The 14,374-nt window shown below is 59.4% G+C and carries 10 protein-coding genes and 5 pseudogenes; 7 read left to right on the top strand and 8 right to left on the bottom strand.

Annotated features, from left to right (window positions below; all coding sequences use genetic code 11):
- Nucleotide 1 precedes the first annotated feature (1 nt).
- From G6P99_RS18520 to G6P99_RS18510, 3 genes are read left to right on the top strand one after another with little or no spacing between them, the layout of a single operon-like run.
- Nucleotides 2–1,396, top strand: a complete 1,395-nt coding sequence (locus tag G6P99_RS18520) for a site-specific DNA-methyltransferase (RefSeq protein WP_165123115.1) — start codon at nucleotides 2–4, stop codon at nucleotides 1,394–1,396.
- Nucleotides 1,368–1,784 carry a DUF5681 domain-containing protein gene (locus tag G6P99_RS18515; RefSeq protein WP_165123113.1) on the top strand — a complete coding sequence of 139 codons (417 nt, stop codon included), beginning with the start codon at nucleotides 1,368–1,370 and terminating at the stop codon, nucleotides 1,782–1,784. The genes G6P99_RS18520 and G6P99_RS18515 overlap by 29 nt, the downstream gene beginning before the upstream one ends.
- A complete protein-coding gene (locus G6P99_RS18510; RefSeq protein ID WP_246709578.1) occupies nucleotides 1,781–2,116 on the top strand; it encodes a DUF5681 domain-containing protein in 336 nt (111 codons plus the stop codon). The genes G6P99_RS18515 and G6P99_RS18510 overlap by 4 nt, the downstream gene beginning before the upstream one ends.
- Before the next feature lie 93 nt (nucleotides 2,117–2,209).
- On the opposite strand, the pseudogene G6P99_RS18505 reads toward G6P99_RS18510, so the two are convergent.
- Nucleotides 2,210–2,456, bottom strand: a pseudogene (locus G6P99_RS18505) (IS66 family transposase); the annotation flags it as partial.
- Between the two features lie 114 nt (nucleotides 2,457–2,570).
- Between G6P99_RS18505 and tnpA the strand changes: the two are divergent.
- The 3 genes and pseudogenes from tnpA to tnpC all read left to right on the top strand — a co-directional run bounded on the left by tnpA (nucleotide 2,571) and on the right by tnpC (nucleotide 4,930).
- On the top strand, nucleotides 2,571–2,975 hold the full coding sequence (tnpA, locus tag G6P99_RS18500) for an IS66-like element accessory protein TnpA (protein WP_224741334.1): 405 nt from the start codon (nucleotides 2,571–2,573) through the stop codon (nucleotides 2,973–2,975).
- Nucleotides 2,972–3,328 (top strand): IS66 family insertion sequence element accessory protein TnpB, encoded by a 357-nt coding sequence (tnpB, locus tag G6P99_RS18495; RefSeq protein WP_092304020.1) that lies wholly within the window; start codon nucleotides 2,972–2,974, stop codon nucleotides 3,326–3,328. The genes tnpA and tnpB overlap by 4 nt, the downstream gene beginning before the upstream one ends.
- Before the next feature lie 121 nt (nucleotides 3,329–3,449).
- A pseudogene (gene tnpC / locus G6P99_RS18490) lies at nucleotides 3,450–4,930 on the top strand (IS66 family transposase).
- Nucleotides 4,931–5,001: 71 nt separating this feature from the next.
- Here the strand turns inward: tnpC and G6P99_RS18485 are convergent.
- From G6P99_RS18485 to G6P99_RS18470, 4 genes and pseudogenes are all read right to left on the bottom strand, one after another.
- Nucleotides 5,002–5,278, bottom strand: a pseudogene (locus tag G6P99_RS18485) (IS66 family transposase zinc-finger binding domain-containing protein); the annotation flags it as partial.
- Between the two features lie 77 nt (nucleotides 5,279–5,355).
- Nucleotides 5,356–7,020: a choice-of-anchor L domain-containing protein gene (locus tag G6P99_RS18480; RefSeq protein ID WP_165123107.1), complete on the bottom strand. Its 1,665-nt coding sequence runs from the start codon at nucleotides 7,018–7,020 to the stop codon at nucleotides 5,356–5,358.
- Between the two features lie 158 nt (nucleotides 7,021–7,178).
- Nucleotides 7,179–7,754 (bottom strand): annotated as a pseudogene (locus G6P99_RS18475) (MBL fold metallo-hydrolase); the annotation flags it as partial.
- Nucleotides 7,751–8,805 (bottom strand): annotated as a pseudogene (locus tag G6P99_RS18470) (helicase-related protein); the annotation flags it as partial. The pseudogenes G6P99_RS18470 and G6P99_RS18475, both read right to left, overlap by 4 nt.
- A gap of 415 nt (nucleotides 8,806–9,220) precedes the next feature.
- Here G6P99_RS18470 and G6P99_RS18465 point away from each other — a divergent pair.
- Nucleotides 9,221–9,613: a hypothetical protein gene (locus G6P99_RS18465; protein ID WP_246709576.1), complete on the top strand. Its 393-nt coding sequence runs from the start codon at nucleotides 9,221–9,223 to the stop codon at nucleotides 9,611–9,613.
- A 398-nt stretch (nucleotides 9,614–10,011) separates the two neighbouring features.
- On the opposite strand, the gene G6P99_RS18460 is transcribed toward G6P99_RS18465, so the two are convergent.
- From G6P99_RS18460 to G6P99_RS18450, 3 genes are read right to left on the bottom strand one after another with little or no spacing between them, the layout of a single operon-like run.
- Entirely contained in the window at nucleotides 10,012–11,583 is a 1,572-nt protein-coding gene (locus G6P99_RS18460) for a class I SAM-dependent methyltransferase (protein WP_165123105.1), read from the bottom strand.
- Nucleotides 11,584–11,595: 12 nt separating this feature from the next.
- Complete coding sequence (locus G6P99_RS18455; protein ID WP_165123103.1) at nucleotides 11,596–13,362, bottom strand: ABC transporter ATP-binding protein; 1,767 nt, start codon at nucleotides 13,360–13,362, stop codon at nucleotides 11,596–11,598.
- Complete coding sequence (locus tag G6P99_RS18450) at nucleotides 13,355–14,143, bottom strand: ABC transporter permease (RefSeq protein WP_165128913.1); 789 nt, start codon at nucleotides 14,141–14,143, stop codon at nucleotides 13,355–13,357. The genes G6P99_RS18455 and G6P99_RS18450 overlap by 8 nt, the downstream gene beginning before the upstream one ends.
- Between the last annotated feature and the right edge of the window lie 231 nt (nucleotides 14,144–14,374).

Here is a 14,374-nt window from a genome sequence, read left to right as displayed (position 1 = left end):
CATGACGGGTTCATCCCAAAGAAGCGCGAAAGCGGCGGCCCGACGCAGCGGGGCGACCAATGCGGGCTTAATCGAGATTCAGATTCAATATCGAGCCGTCGGAGATCTCGTGCTGGATCCCCGCAATCCACGACAGCACTCTCAGAGCCAGGTCAATCAGATCGCGGACAGCATTCGCGAATTCGGATTTGTCATGCCGATCGTGGTCGACGACAACGGGCAGGTGGTGATCGGACACGGCCGGGTGCTCGCCGCCCGAAAGCTCGGAATGCCGCGCGTTCCGGTTGTCGAGATCAGACATCTGTCGCAGGCGCAGCTGAAAGTGCTTCGGATCGCGGATAATCGGCTGGCGCAGCACGCCCACTGGGACGAGGGTCTGCTCGGCGAGAGCTTTCTGGAATTGAAGGAACTCGATCTTGACTTCGATCTTACGATCACCGGTTTCAGCTTGCCCGAGACCGATCTGCTGATCCAGAAGAAGCTCGACCAGGGAGTTACCGCCGAGCCCAGCGATGACGCCGACGCGGTTAGCGGGGTGCCGGTTTGCCGGCCGGGCGACACCTGGCAACTTGGAGACCATCGCCTGCATTGTGGCGACGCGACCTCCGAGGCTGCCTTTGAGAGCGTGATGCCTGAAGGGCGCGCCCAAGTGGTGTTTATCGATCCGCCGTACAATGTTCCCATTGACGGTCACGTCTCGGGGAACGGAAAGATCCGCCATCGCGAGTTCGCCCAAGGCTCCGGCGAGCTCAGCAAAGAGGCGTTTACCCGCTTTTTGACGCTTGGTTGCACGCTGCTTGCAAAATACAGCGAAAGTGGCGCGATCCACTTTGTATGCATGGACTGGCGGCACGCTGACGCGCTGCTCGCAGCCGGCCGCGGCGTCTATTCCGAGCTGAAGAACATCGTGGTCTGGGTGAAGAATAACGCGGGCATGGGATCGCTCTACCGTTCCCAGCACGAGTTGGTCTTTGTCTTCAAGTCCGGCGCCGGGCGGCACACCAACAATATCGAGCTCGGCAAATATGGACGCAACCGCACCAACGTGTGGCACTACGACGGCGCCAGCACACAGGCGCGCAAGGGCAACAACCTGTTCCAACTGCACCCGACCAGCAAGCCGGTGCAGCTCGTGATGGATGCGTTGCTCGATTGCTCCAACCGGGGTGAGATCGTGCTCGACTCGTTTTTGGGGAGCGGCACGACGCTACTTGCGGCTGAGCGAGCGGGCCGCCAATGCCGCGGGATCGAACTCGATCCGCTCTACCTCGATACCGCGATCCGACGCTGGCAGAATCTGACCGGCCGAGATGCCATCCGTATTTCGGACGGCAAGGCCTTTCGCGAAATCGAGACAGGGCCGAGCGATGGGCAGATATCCGAAAAAGCCCTATGAGGTCGGATACGGCAAGCCGCCGCTCGCTACCCGATTTCAGAAGGGCCAATCCGGGAATCCGAGCGGGAAGCCGAAGAAGGTCCGCCAGCCTTTCGATCCCGGCAGGGTCCTGGAGGCCATCGACAACGAGGAGATCACCGTGACCGACAACGGCAAGCGCAAGCGGATGACAAAAGCTGAAATCCAGTTTCGCCAGTTGTTCGTGAAGGCGATCCGAGGAGACATGAAGGCGGCCCGACTAATCGTCAAAATGGCTGCCGACTACTTCGCGCCTGAGGCTCCAGGCGCTCCCGAGTACGAGACTATCGGTACAACCGAGGCAGCACGGCGCTTCGGACCCAACTGGCAGGAGCGCATCGACGAGCTGAATACGGGATCTCCGAGATGAGAACTGGGTATCGAAATCCGCCGGCGGGAGGCCGGTTCAAGAAGGGCCAATCCGGCAATCCAAGGGGCCGGCCACGGCAAGCATCGCGGAAGACGTCGCCTGCCCATCTGTTCCGCAAGGTCGCAAATGAAGATGTCGCAATCGAACTCGAGGGTGCTCAAGTGATGATGACGCGCTGGGAAGCAGTTCTGCGCCAGATCCACACGCTGGCTCTTAATAAGGATGCCGGCGCTGCGCGATTGCTCCATCAGATACGAACGCAATATCCGGGAAGTGCCGCGCCCGGCGACAAGTTCATCATGGTTTTCAGCGACGAGGATATGAAGCTTTGAGTATGGGCGGTTATTCGTCCACGCGGCGGCCACCAAATCGATCGCAGGCGTTCATTCTGGAGAAGACGAACATCGATCGGTCGGTCCGCAGGGGTAGGCGTTGTAGCCATCGACCTGCAGGACGCCCTTGAAGCCGGCAAGATGGCTGAACAGCCGCTCGGCCTGCGGTCGGGTGCATGAACATAGGCGATGCCGGGCGGATCTAGGCCGCCCCAGGGCCGGTGGCCCCGCGTTGGCCGGTCTTGGTATGCCCTCGACCGGGATCGAGCACCGGCACCGTCGTCGCGTCGGCGAACAGCTTGGATCTCGCGCGAAGCACCGTGAGAAGACGCCCATGCAGCGTAAGCGCTGTTCAGCGGCCACCTACCGGTTGACGGGGCGATCTGCGAGTCTGCGGTTTGTTTGAACCGTTAGGCTTAGAATGGACACAGTGCATAGTGCTATCACGGAGCCGGTGAGGCGGCTTGAGGTCTTCACTGGAGCCGGCCGTCGGCGGAAGTGGAGCGACGAGGACAAGGCGCGGATTGTTGCGGAGATCGTTGCGAGCGGCGACTCGGTCTGTTCGGTAGCGCGACGGCATGGATTGTCGCCGCAGCAGTTGTTTGGCTGGCGCCGTCAGTTGCGAGAAGCTGCGGGCGGTCATTCCGAAGTGGAAGAAGTACAGTTTGTGCCGGCGGTGGTGGATGCCGTAGTGCCGGCGCCCGCTCTTGGCCGTGAGCGCAAAGCGGTGCGCTGCAAGGCCAAGACGGATTCCGGGATCATCGAGATCGAAGTTGACGGCATCACGATCCGGGCCGGTCGTGGTGCCGACCCAACAATGATTGCGTCGATCGTCCAGGCGCTGAAGGCGAGCCAGTGATCGGTCCGTCGGGTGCGGTCCGGGTGATGGTGGCGACTAAACCGGTAGACTTCCGCAAGGGAATGGAGGGGCTTGCTACCCTGGTGCGCGAGAGCATGGGGGCTGACCCATTCTCGGGAGCTGTCTATGTGTTCAGGGCCAAGCGGGCGGATCGGATCAAGCTGGTGTTCTGGGACGGAACGGGTTTGTGTCTGTTCGCCAAGAGGCTGGAGGATGGAATCTTCCGCTGGCCGAAGATCGAGGACGGTGTGATGCGTCTGTCGGCGGCGCAATTGTCGGCGCTGCTGGAGGGGCTCGACTGGCGGCTTGTGCATGAAGCACGGGCGACGCCGGCGCCAACACAAGCGGGATAGTTGTTGGCGTGCTGCGGCGAAGTGAATCAGGAGCGTCGGACGCGTCGCCAGTTGGCGGCGAATATGCTCTGAATTGGGTGTGAGCGACGCCCTGCCTGACGATCCCGAGACGCTGAAAGCGATGCTGCTTGCGGAGCGGTGCGAGAGCGAACGGCTGCGTCAGATCATCAAGGAATTGCAGCGGCATCGGTTTGGCCGGCGGGCAGAGACGCTGCCTGAAGATCAGATGCTGCTGGGCCTAGAAGACGTCGAGCAGGTGGCAGCGTACGGCGAGACGGCGCAGGACGTCAGCGCACCTGAAGGCCGTGAGGTGCAAGCCGGTAGGCGCCGCGTCAACCGTGGCGCACCTTGCCGGCGCACCTGCCGCGGATCGAAGTCGTCGTCGACATCGAGGACAAGACCTGTCCCTGCTGCCAGGGCGAGTTACATCGGATCGGCGAGGATAGAAGCGAGCGGCTGGACCTGGTCCCGGCGCAGTTCCGGATCCTCGTTACCCGGCGTCCCAAATACGCCTGCCGCGCTTGCGAGGACGGTGTCATGCAGGCGCCGGCCCCGGCCCGGTTGATCGAGGGCGGACTGCCGACCGAAGCAACCGTCGCCCAGGTTCTGGTGTCCAAATATGCCGATCACCTGCCGCTCTATCGGCAGGCTCAGATTTACGCCCGCCAGGGCATTGAGCTCGATCGTTCGACGCTGGCGGACTGGGTGGGACAAGCAGCCTTCCACCTGCGTCCGTTGCATGAGCGCCTCCTCGGCAAGCTCAGGCGACGGCCAAAGCTGTTCGCCGACGAGACGACGATGCCGGTGCTCGATCCCGGCCGAGGGCGCACCAAGACCGGTCAGCTCTGGGCCTATGCAGCGGACGACCAGCCATGGGGCGGCGCCGATCCGCCGGGCGTCGCCTATGTCTATGCTCCCGATCGCAAAGCCGACCGACCAATCGCCCATCTGGCAGGCTTCAAGGGGATCCTGCAGGTCGATGGCTATGCTGGCTATGGCAAGCTGGCCGAGCGTGGCGACGTTCAGCTTGCATTCTGCTGGTCCCACATGCGGCGTAACTTCTACGAACTCGCCGCCCCCGGTCCCGCGCCCATTGCGGGCGAGGCGCTCAAGCATATCGCCGAGTTCTATGCCATCGAGAAGGACATCCGTGGCCGTAGCGCCGAGGAGCGCTGTCTCGTTCGGCAACAGAAAAGCCGACCGCTGGCGGAAGCCGTCGAGCAGTGGCTCCGCGCAAAGCTCGCGTTGATCAGCCAAAAGGGCAAGCTGGCCGACGCCATCCGCTATGCGCTCTCACGCTGGGAGGGCCTGACGCGCTTTATCGATGATGGCCGTATCGAGCTCGACAACAACGCCGTAGAGCGCTCGATCCGTCCGATCACGCTCAACCGGAAAAATGCGCTGTTCGCAGGCTCCGACGGTGGTGCCGAGCACTGGGCTATCATCGCCTCCCTGGTCGAAACCTGTAAGCTGAACGATGTCGATCCGCTTGCCTACTTGACCGACGCGCTCACCAGGATCGTCAACGGTCATCCGAATAACGAGATCGATCACCTGCTGCCGTGGGCCTATTGCCGTCACGACCTCAAAGCTGTGGCCTGAAAACAGCGCTTACCATGCAGCGGGCGCGGATGGACGACAGCATGCCCAACCCAGTCCGCCGGCGTCGATCAATCGAGAGCGATGCCTTGGCGGGCATCGATCTGGGCCTGCCGGTCGAGCGGCAGGTGATCGCCATATTTGGACACCAGAACCTGGGCGACGGTTGCTTCGGTCGGCAGTCCGCCCTCGATCAACCGGGTCGGGGCCGGCGCCGACACCGTCCTCGCAAGCACGGCAGGCGCATTTTGGGACGCCGGGTAACGAGGAGATCCGGAACTGCGCCGGGACCAGGTCCAGCCGCTCGCTTCGCTCCTCGCCGATCCGATGTAACTCGCCCTGGCAGCCAGGATAAAACGAACCAAGTAATACCCATCGATGTCCGCCGGTCATACCGGCGGGCCTCGCTCGAATAGGCATCGAACCGGCTAGCTAAAACTGAACATGCTGGCGTTGAGATCGCCCGGACCCTTCCCGATCAACCAAACGGCACTGCCGGCTGCGTCGGTGATGATCGTGGTGTTGATGCCTGCAGAATAGAACGAAGCGGCCTGCACGTCGGCAAAGGAGTGCAGCGATGTTCCGGCGAAGTTCACGATGTCGTTCACACCACCACTGTTAAAATCCTGGATCACCATGACTTCGGGGACAGTGTCGCTAATGGAGAAAATATCCGATCCACCGCCGCCCCAGGCATAGTCCACTCCACCTCCGCCGCTGATCACATCGCTGCCGGAGCCCATTAGGAAGACATCGGTGCTGACACCGCCGGTTACGGTGTCGCCGCCATTGGAGCCATAGACATAATTCTGGCCGGAGCCACCGCTGATGACGTTGCCGTCAGTTTCGCCCGATGAGATGAAGATGTTAATGCCTGAACCGCCGTACATGCTGTCGACGCCGGCGCCCCCGTAGAAATAATTGGTTCCGGCGCCGCCAATCAACACATCGCTGCCGGCTTCGCCAAACATGACATTGACGTCCGTTGGGGACGTGCCACCGTTGCCGTACAGGATGTCGTTGCCGTCCCCGCCGAAAAGATAGTTGAACCCGCTATCGCCAACCAGAACGTCGTCGCCGTCGCCTCCGATCAGCACGTCAGTGCCCGCGCCGCCATACGCGGTATCGTTGCCGCCGTAGAGATAGGCGTAGTCGTTGCCATTCCCACCGAAAACCTGGTCGTTCCCGCTGCCCATGACGGACACGTCGTTACCATCACCGTCATAGGCGAGATCGCTACCGCCATATCCCCAGATGCCGTCGTTACCCGCGCCAGCGTCAAATAATTCGTTGTTCGTGCTTCCTACCAATATATCGCTCGCGCTTGTTCCCAACACTTGTTGGAACGTGCCAGCGGCGCTGGATGTAGAAGACGCCAAGCCTAAAATGAAAAGGCCGGAATCGTAAATGCCGTCACCAGTATCGGCCACGCCGAGGCTGACGACGTTGTCACCGAAATGCACTGGAACGAATACGGTCTGCGCATTGACAAGGCCGTCATATTCGATCGCCAGCGCACCCGACTGGTTGTTGATAAAATTGTTCAGGTTGATGTTTGTCTGGGTGACGCTGAGCGGTTGATTGGCCTGGCCATTGATCAACGCATAGTTGACGCCGTTTTCCCAAACGGCACCGATATCGACAAATGATGTGTTGGAGAATTCCGGATATTCATCCGAGCCAAACGCGACATTGAACCTGATCGATTGAACGTTCGGGTCGGTGACGTTGATATGCAGCGTTATAACGCTGGCATCGTGTGTTGAACCGGCACCTGGGAAGGCATTCTGTGCGAATGTAGTCAGGCTTGTGTTGCCTGGAAGGCCAAGATCAACGCCGTAGCTGGACGAAGTGTTGGTCCGCGGCGGCGTGCCGTTGCCGGACGTCAGCAGGATGCCCTTGCCGAAATTTACGGTCCCGCTGAGGTTCAGCGAGTCGAACGTCGATGTTGATGCGGTACCGCCGACATAATCGATGCTTGAAATACTGATCCCGCTCAACCCACCGGCCGTCAGCGTGTTAAGATAGTTGAGGAGGGTGGTCTTGCCAGTCAGCGATGTGCCATCGACTGCAGTAAGTGTATTCAGCGCCATTGTAAAAATCCTTCAAAAAAAGGGTTTCTTGAAACAATAAAACATAAAATGAAATATAAACTGCGTACGGAGTCAAGGCGGTTCTACCTCAGCGAGCGTCCCAGTTGGGACGGCCCCCGATTTTGGCTATACCGGATTTCCTCGCGACGGCCCCGCGCCGGTACAATCGCACTCGCTTCGCTCTGCTCGAGCGGGGCCGCGCAATTGCGCAACGGCCCATCCGGCCCGCCGAGCGCCACCGGACGATCGGGCTCAAGGTGACGGCGGGCGGGGATTTCGAGTGTGAAGCCGAAGCTATCGGTATCGCGATGGCGAACCGGAAACAGCTGATCGCGAATTCCCTGGCGGCGCCAACCTGCCCCTCCGTCAAGGGAATGAGCTCCCAGGGGTAGCGGCGCGCTCCCCTCGCCCCAGAAGCCTGCCAGCATCCGCACAACGACATCGAGCGTCTCCGGGCCGCCGTGGATCGTCATGACGCCGGCCCCCTGTCGCAACCGGGGTGGACAGGAGTCCGGGAATGCCAAGCACATGGTCCGGAGGACCGTGAGTCAAGAGAATGCGATCAAGCCGGCGAAAATCTGTGCCGCTGCGAAGCAATTATCGCTGGGTGCCCTCGCCACGGTCGACCAGAACGCGCTGGCTGCTCGCCTCCACCAAGAGGCCTGGGTGGTTGCATCTGCGGACGGAACGCTTGCCGATGTCCCAAGAAATGTGAGAGCTAACTTCTGATTCACTTGTCCAGAAGGTCGAGGAACTCCTCAACCCGGTCAAATGGGTTCTCATGAGTCGGGCAGAGGCAGGCGACGCGGTCTCCATCGCGCTGCAGCGTCCGCGTCCCGGCTTTCCCCGGCGCCCGGGCAGGAAGCTTGCAGCGATGGCCTCCGGCCCGACGTCGAGCCTGATGATGCCCCTTCGCTCGCACTCCATCCTCAGCCTTGCTGCGGCGAAGCAAGCGTGGGCCGGCGGCGGCTGCCGAAACGACGGCACCAGATCGTCGAGATCCTCTTCGCTCCGGCACCTGGCGAGGCGACCATAGATTTCGAGGGCACACCGCCGCCGATTGCATGTAGCTCTCGGGCAACGCGTCCCTCAGTGGCAGGTTCCGATCGGGCACCCAAAGATCGCTGGCGTCGTCGTCAGCTTTCTTCGAGGCCACTTTCGGAGGTGACTTATAGACACCGGCCCAAACACCTGGACATGGCCCGACTGCCGCCCCGAAAACAGGTCGCCTGGCCCGTCGGAGGTCGAGATCGTGTTCGCTGATGGCAATGCCGGCGCCCAGCCTGCTGAATTCCACGAGACCGGCCAGACGCTTCTCGGAGTGTTGTGAGCGGGACTCGGTCAACAGGTAGGCGAACGCCCGCGTTCCGCCTCGCCCCACCGGCCGCAGAGCTGGTGAAGCTGTGCAAATCCGAACCGTTCGGGCCAGCAGACCACGATGGTATTGGAATATCGAGACCGCTCTCCACGATGCTGGTTGCCAGGAGAACATCCGCGTCATCTTCGACAAAACTCATCATGCGGTCATCGATCGGTCGGCTGCCAGCTTGCCATGGCGGCAGACGAACGCGGATCCGGAGCCACTGCCTGCACGCGTGCCAACATCGGGGCGAGATCCTGAATGCGCGGACAAATCAGGAAGCTTTGGCCGTGACGACTGCGCTCACGCAACAATGCAGCGACAATGGCCGCATCCGAAAGCGACGCTATCCTGGCCGCAACTGGCAGTCGGTGCACCGGCGGGGTCGCAGTGACGCTGAGATCCCTGAAGCCGGCGATCGATGCCTTCCTGTCTCTACGCTTCGCGAGCGCTTGCCCGCGGCGGGTCACTTTTCTGGAATGCCGGGGTTGCGATAGCAACCGCAAGCTTCGCAGCCATTCTGCAAAAGTATGGCTGGCACCTCCCCTTCTAACACGCCACAAATAGCCAGCAGTGCAGATGGACACGTTTACGAAATAGGTTGGCATAAGCAGATGAGCCATGCAGTAAAGCCAGCCTAAAGTATCCCGCGACCCGGCTCATGCAAACCGTACCCCTCCTCGCCATTGCTTCAGTTGCGCTACTTTGTCTGTGCGCACGCCTGGTTCTACCAGCACGGCATCCAGGACGGCCGCGAACCGGGCTTGGCGGATTCCTGTCGACTTTACGGAATCAGGCCGCCTGGTTCAGATGGGAAGCCTCGCAAAAAAGGGCCCGAAGTTGGCGCACAAGATAACAGCGAGCATTCGCGTCACGATCGGTTCAGTGCTGTTTGCGCTAGCGTCGAGCGCGTTCCTCCACCTCATTCCTCCGAGCCCGATCGACCGACACCTGCTGCGTGGCAGTTTTCATCCCTACTACCAGGGACATGCCTACTTGATCCCCGTCAAGTACTATGACGGGCCGCTAGATGCTGCCCAGCTGTATGAAGATGACCGGCCGCTCGGCCCGGCAAATAGCTCCAAGGAAGAGATCATCGACAAAGGTGCAGGCCGCTTCTTATTTTATCGAGAAACAGAGCGCGCAACGAACTATTTCGGCCCCGTCCTGGTGTTCTCGACAAGCGACAACACCGACCCAAACACAAATGGCAGAAAGTATCATCTCAAATGACGCCCCTCGCGGATGCCCGAACCTTGACCTCAACCTGCGCCTCCCGAACTGGGGCCGTTCATTTGACTAATCAGATTCACAATGCCGATACGCTTCTCTAACTAAAGGAGGATCGCTAGCCGAACGATCGGTTCGGGCTTAGCCTGGCTAATCGGCTATCGATATTATGCCTCTATGGTATCGAGACTTTCAAGCATCGCAAATTTCATGGGCGGCACTATAGTACTGCGCGGTAGCGTCACGATCACGCTCGCCGTGTTAGACGCGCTCGATCACATCAGGATTTCGAAGGAGGTACGCCGCGGTGCGGAGCTTCACCTTTACGAAGAAGCCTGCGCTACGCACATCGTCGGAACATTGAAATGTGGAGTCAGCTATTCTCGGCACCTTATTGCCCGTCATTCAGTTTTAGCGTCCGGAGCTTCCTTCTTTAGCAAAAGGTGAATTCTCTCTTCAGCTGCTACACGCTTGGCCTCAAGCTCCTCAGCAAGTCTTAAGAGTTCCTGAATCCGATGCTCTGACTCAGCTCGACCAACCTCAAGTCCCGAGCAAAGATGAAGAAGTTCTTCGACTCTACCCTCGCTGGCCGACCGCTTTGCTTCGAGCTCTTCCGCGAACTTCAACAACTCCTGTATCCGCTTCTCTGCCTGAACGCGGCTCGCTTCGAGCTCCGAGCAAAGGCGAAGGATCGCCTCGATCCGCTCTTCGCCGGCCGCACGTTTGCCTTCGAGCTCTTCATTGAGTCTTGATAACTCAATGACTCGAAGCTCAGGAGCAGCATCACGAGAGCGAATAGAAGCTTCAGAAAGGAAGGGATCCACCTCGCCCTCGAACAAAATAGAAGCCATCGGCGCAAGCGACTCAGTGACACGCAGAAGATAGCCAGAGCGGGAAGCGGCAACAGCGGGGACGCTGTGCCATCCTTCGGTGGACGGCTGGAGCGACACCTCTTGCTGAGTAACGGGATCGTACAAGGCCAACGGTAAATTGGGCGTCGTGCGAACGCGTGCGGGCAACCGCGGCAGAAAGATTGTAGCCGTTTTCGCCAGACCCGGGACCAGGTAAGGCGCCCGCTTATAGTTATCGGGATCGGCAAGCAACGAGAGATCTTCGCGCGCGATTTGTAGCGGCAGGGTTCCTGGAGGACTGTGATCATCTTCAGTCAACACGTCAGGCTTCGATGCGACAATTGTCTTGTCGAAAAGCATGACCATTTCCGAGCGCTGCGGCCAAGCGACTCGCCCCGTCAGAGCGAGCGCATAATGCAGTGCCTCTACCCGGCGCTCAAGGGCAACCGATAGTTCGGTCGGCTTTGGTTGATAGGTGGTACCACAGTTCGGGCATTGAGCATGCTCGAAGTCGTAGTGGCGACCGTTGATGAGATGCAGCAGCTGAACAACAAGTGGTGAACTCCACCTCCAGCGCGCGCCGCAAAAGGCATGGCTGACCACGCCGGCCTTTCCTTCCCAAAGCCGCGATAATCTCTCTGCTGAATAGGACCGCTGGTGCCAATGCACATGAAAACAACAGGCGCAGGAGGCGCAGTCGACCGTCGCGGCGTCGAGAATCTCGTTGTATGGAACTGCAACCAACAGCCATCGTGCCGATACGCGATAGAGCTCATCGAGAGCCTTGCGATACTCGCCCTCAGGGATGTGCTCCAATACATCCGTTGCTAGCACAAGGTCGAATGCACCATCCGCAAATGGCAAGGCGGTGATCTCGGCAACCCTCGAAGGATAACGGACATGGGCTAACGCTGCTTGTGAGATATCGCAGCCCTCGACGCGGCGATCCTCAGGTAGATGATTGGTAATAGCTCCGTTTCCGCAACCGACGTCCAAAATGCTTCGAGCATCTTCAGGGATCATAGCTAGGACGGCATCGCGAACCTCTCTCGCGGAAGTGCCAATATCTTCGCTCCAAAGCGCTTCCTGCTGATAGTAACTTGACGAATCGGGCTTTATCATCGCCGCACTACTCTAGCTGTAGGATTGCCACGTTGCATCATGGAGAAAGTCGCCGGTTTCAAGGCCCATATTTGGAGGACTCATGACCTTGAGACGAAAGCGTCGATCAAGCACATGTAGAGGATCCGCACCATGACGATGCTCATCGTGAAGATCTCTGAAAACGCCAACGGACACGATATATTCCATTGGTCCAAGTCGAATTGGAACGAGCGATACGCGATCGCGGTGCCGTCCTGCCGTCCGGGTGGAAGCCGGACTGACAACCTGCGCTGCGCAGCGTCCATCCAATCGGTAGATTGCGAGGACTAGTCGACTATGCTCGATAGTGTTCGAGGCCTCCCAGTCTATCTCCACCGCCGCCACCTCGCCGCATATGAACGTTCGACGCTCCTCGCTCTCATCGTCGGGAGAAAAGAAATGGACTGCCGTGATTTGAGCTTCACCCGCTCCATAAGAGTCGCCATCCACGATGTGGTCTATGCTCTCGGTTGGCTGGGACTCCGTCGTTGAACCAGGGGACGACGACAGCCCGGCTGGCAACCGCAGACGCTCGGCCCTCCACGCACCATCTGGTGAAGGAGAGAGCGTGCCAGCCAGATAATAGGTTTCGCCGGTCGTAAACTCCACCCGCACGTCTTCACCGGCAACGGCCGCATGCTCGATCTCCAAAATTGCGGACGCAACCAGTTCAGAGGGAACCCGGATTGCAAAAGGAGCATGCAAGTAGCGTCCTTTCTCGTCACTGAATTCCCGCCAAACCACGTTGTCCTGGCCGAACTTTGGGGCAGACCAGTTCGTATAGCCGGGCGCGTCCGTCAGATAAACCGCCTCCGCCGGATCATTGTCTCGCGCGTCGCCTACGCGCAAATTTGCTTGCTCCCTATCGTCCAATAACAGGCGAATCGAACGGATAGGATGGCGTTCTTTCGGAGCTGCTGGCGCGCCGGTGACAAAGCGGCCCGTCACGATATGACCTTCCGCACTTGAACTGCCATTAAGGCCAGTACCCGCTTCGGCCGCCTTGAGCCGCGCATCCTCTCGCAGCCGGATCGCGGACATATACGATTTGCAGAGCGTGAGCGTGTCTCCCTCAGCCGCTAATCGTCCCCGATCAATCCAGGCGGCTCGATCGCACATCATCTGTACGGAGGCGAGGTCATGTGAGACCAGCAGCAGCGTAGCTCCATTCGCCGTGAGGTCCTTCATTCGGGCCGCGGCCTTGATGGAGAAGTAAGCGTCACCCGCGCCCAGAATTTCGTCCACTATAAGGATATCGGGCTCGACGCTTGTGGCGACCGCAAAGGTGAGACGGGCCTGCATGCCCGCCGAGTAGATGCGGAAGGGATGGTGAATGAAATCACCGAGCTCAGCGAATTCGATAATCTCGTCGGTCTTCTTGTCGGCTGCCTTACCCGTGACGCCCAGATAGGCGAGCGACGCGCGCACGTTCTGGCTGCCAGTAAGGTCCGGATGAAAGCCGGTCCCCATCTCCATAAGCGCGGTCACGCGCCCAGAGACCTGCAGCGATCCGCCGCTCGGCCGAATCAGTCCAGCGATCAATTTGAGGAGAGTGCTCTTCCCGGCGCCGTTGCGGCCGATGAGCCCGACGCGCTCGCCGCGTCTCAAAGAAAGGCTCACGTCTCTAAGTGCCCAGAAATCCCACGCCGTATCCTTGGGCGTCGGCAGGCCCAGCGCGTCCACCATCCGCCAGCCCTTGGAGCGAAATAAGCGGTACCGCTTGCTCACGGAGTGAAGTTGGATAGCGAGGTCAGACATGATCGGCGGCCAAGGTTTTCAGGCGCTGAAAGAGATGGAAGCCAAGGACGAAGAGCGCCAGCGAGACCGCACCGAAGGCCGCGAGCTTCCCTACCGGAATGTGGTCAAAGTGAATCAGATCACGATATATCGAGATCATGTAATAGAGCGGATTGACGACCATGATCGGCATCATGTGCGGTGGGATCATCTCGTCCGTATAGCCGATCGGCGAAACCAGCATGAGAAACAACAGGAGTGGGGACACCAGATTGGCAATATCACGGAAGAAGATGTTGAAAATGGACAGAACCCAAATGAGGCCGACCGTGAAGACAAACTGCGTAAAAAGAACCAGCGGTAAGGCCAGTTGAGTAACTTGCATCTCTCCCCGCGCCGCTAGGATAGCAAGCAGCAGGACAAGGCCGACCAACATCGTTACCGAAGAAACCAGCACCGACTTCACGGCAACAAGTTCGACTGGGAAGATCGTTCCCTTGAGCAATGAGCGATTATCGGCGAGGCTACTCACGCCGGAAGACAGAGCCTCGCTAAATCCGAGAAATGGGATGAGTCCTGAAAAGATGATGAGAGTGTACTCAAAAGAGCTCTTGCCTGGTATCCGCACCTGCAAGATGAGATTATACACGAGGCTATAGAGTCCCAAAAAGATCACGGGAAACAGGACCGTCCACGCTAAACCAAAGAAGCTTGCTCCATGGCGTTGGCGAAGGTCGTGCAGAAACGTTGCTAGCACCATCCATCGATTGCACCAAATGAGTCGAAGCGGCGCAACAAACATCACTTTCGCGCCTCCGCACATGGCGTAATTTCGATTTGCTTTAGCACACTCCAGACTCCGGCTTCCCGCATTGCGCCGCCCGCCCCTAACCCAGGGGCACAGATACTATTGAAGAATGCATCACCGACCTTCTTGCTGTTTTCGAAGGCCATACCGTAAGACATCGGCCGGCCCTTCGCAGTGCCGCCGACACGCATCGGATTGTCCCCCGTAGAGCCGAAAGCGGGAGCC

The organism is Bradyrhizobium sp. 6(2017), from assembly GCF_011058295.2.
In the GTDB taxonomy this organism is placed as follows: Bacteria; Pseudomonadota; Alphaproteobacteria; order Rhizobiales; family Xanthobacteraceae; genus Bradyrhizobium; species Bradyrhizobium septentrionale.
This window is presented reverse-complemented; position numbering and strand designations above follow the sequence as displayed.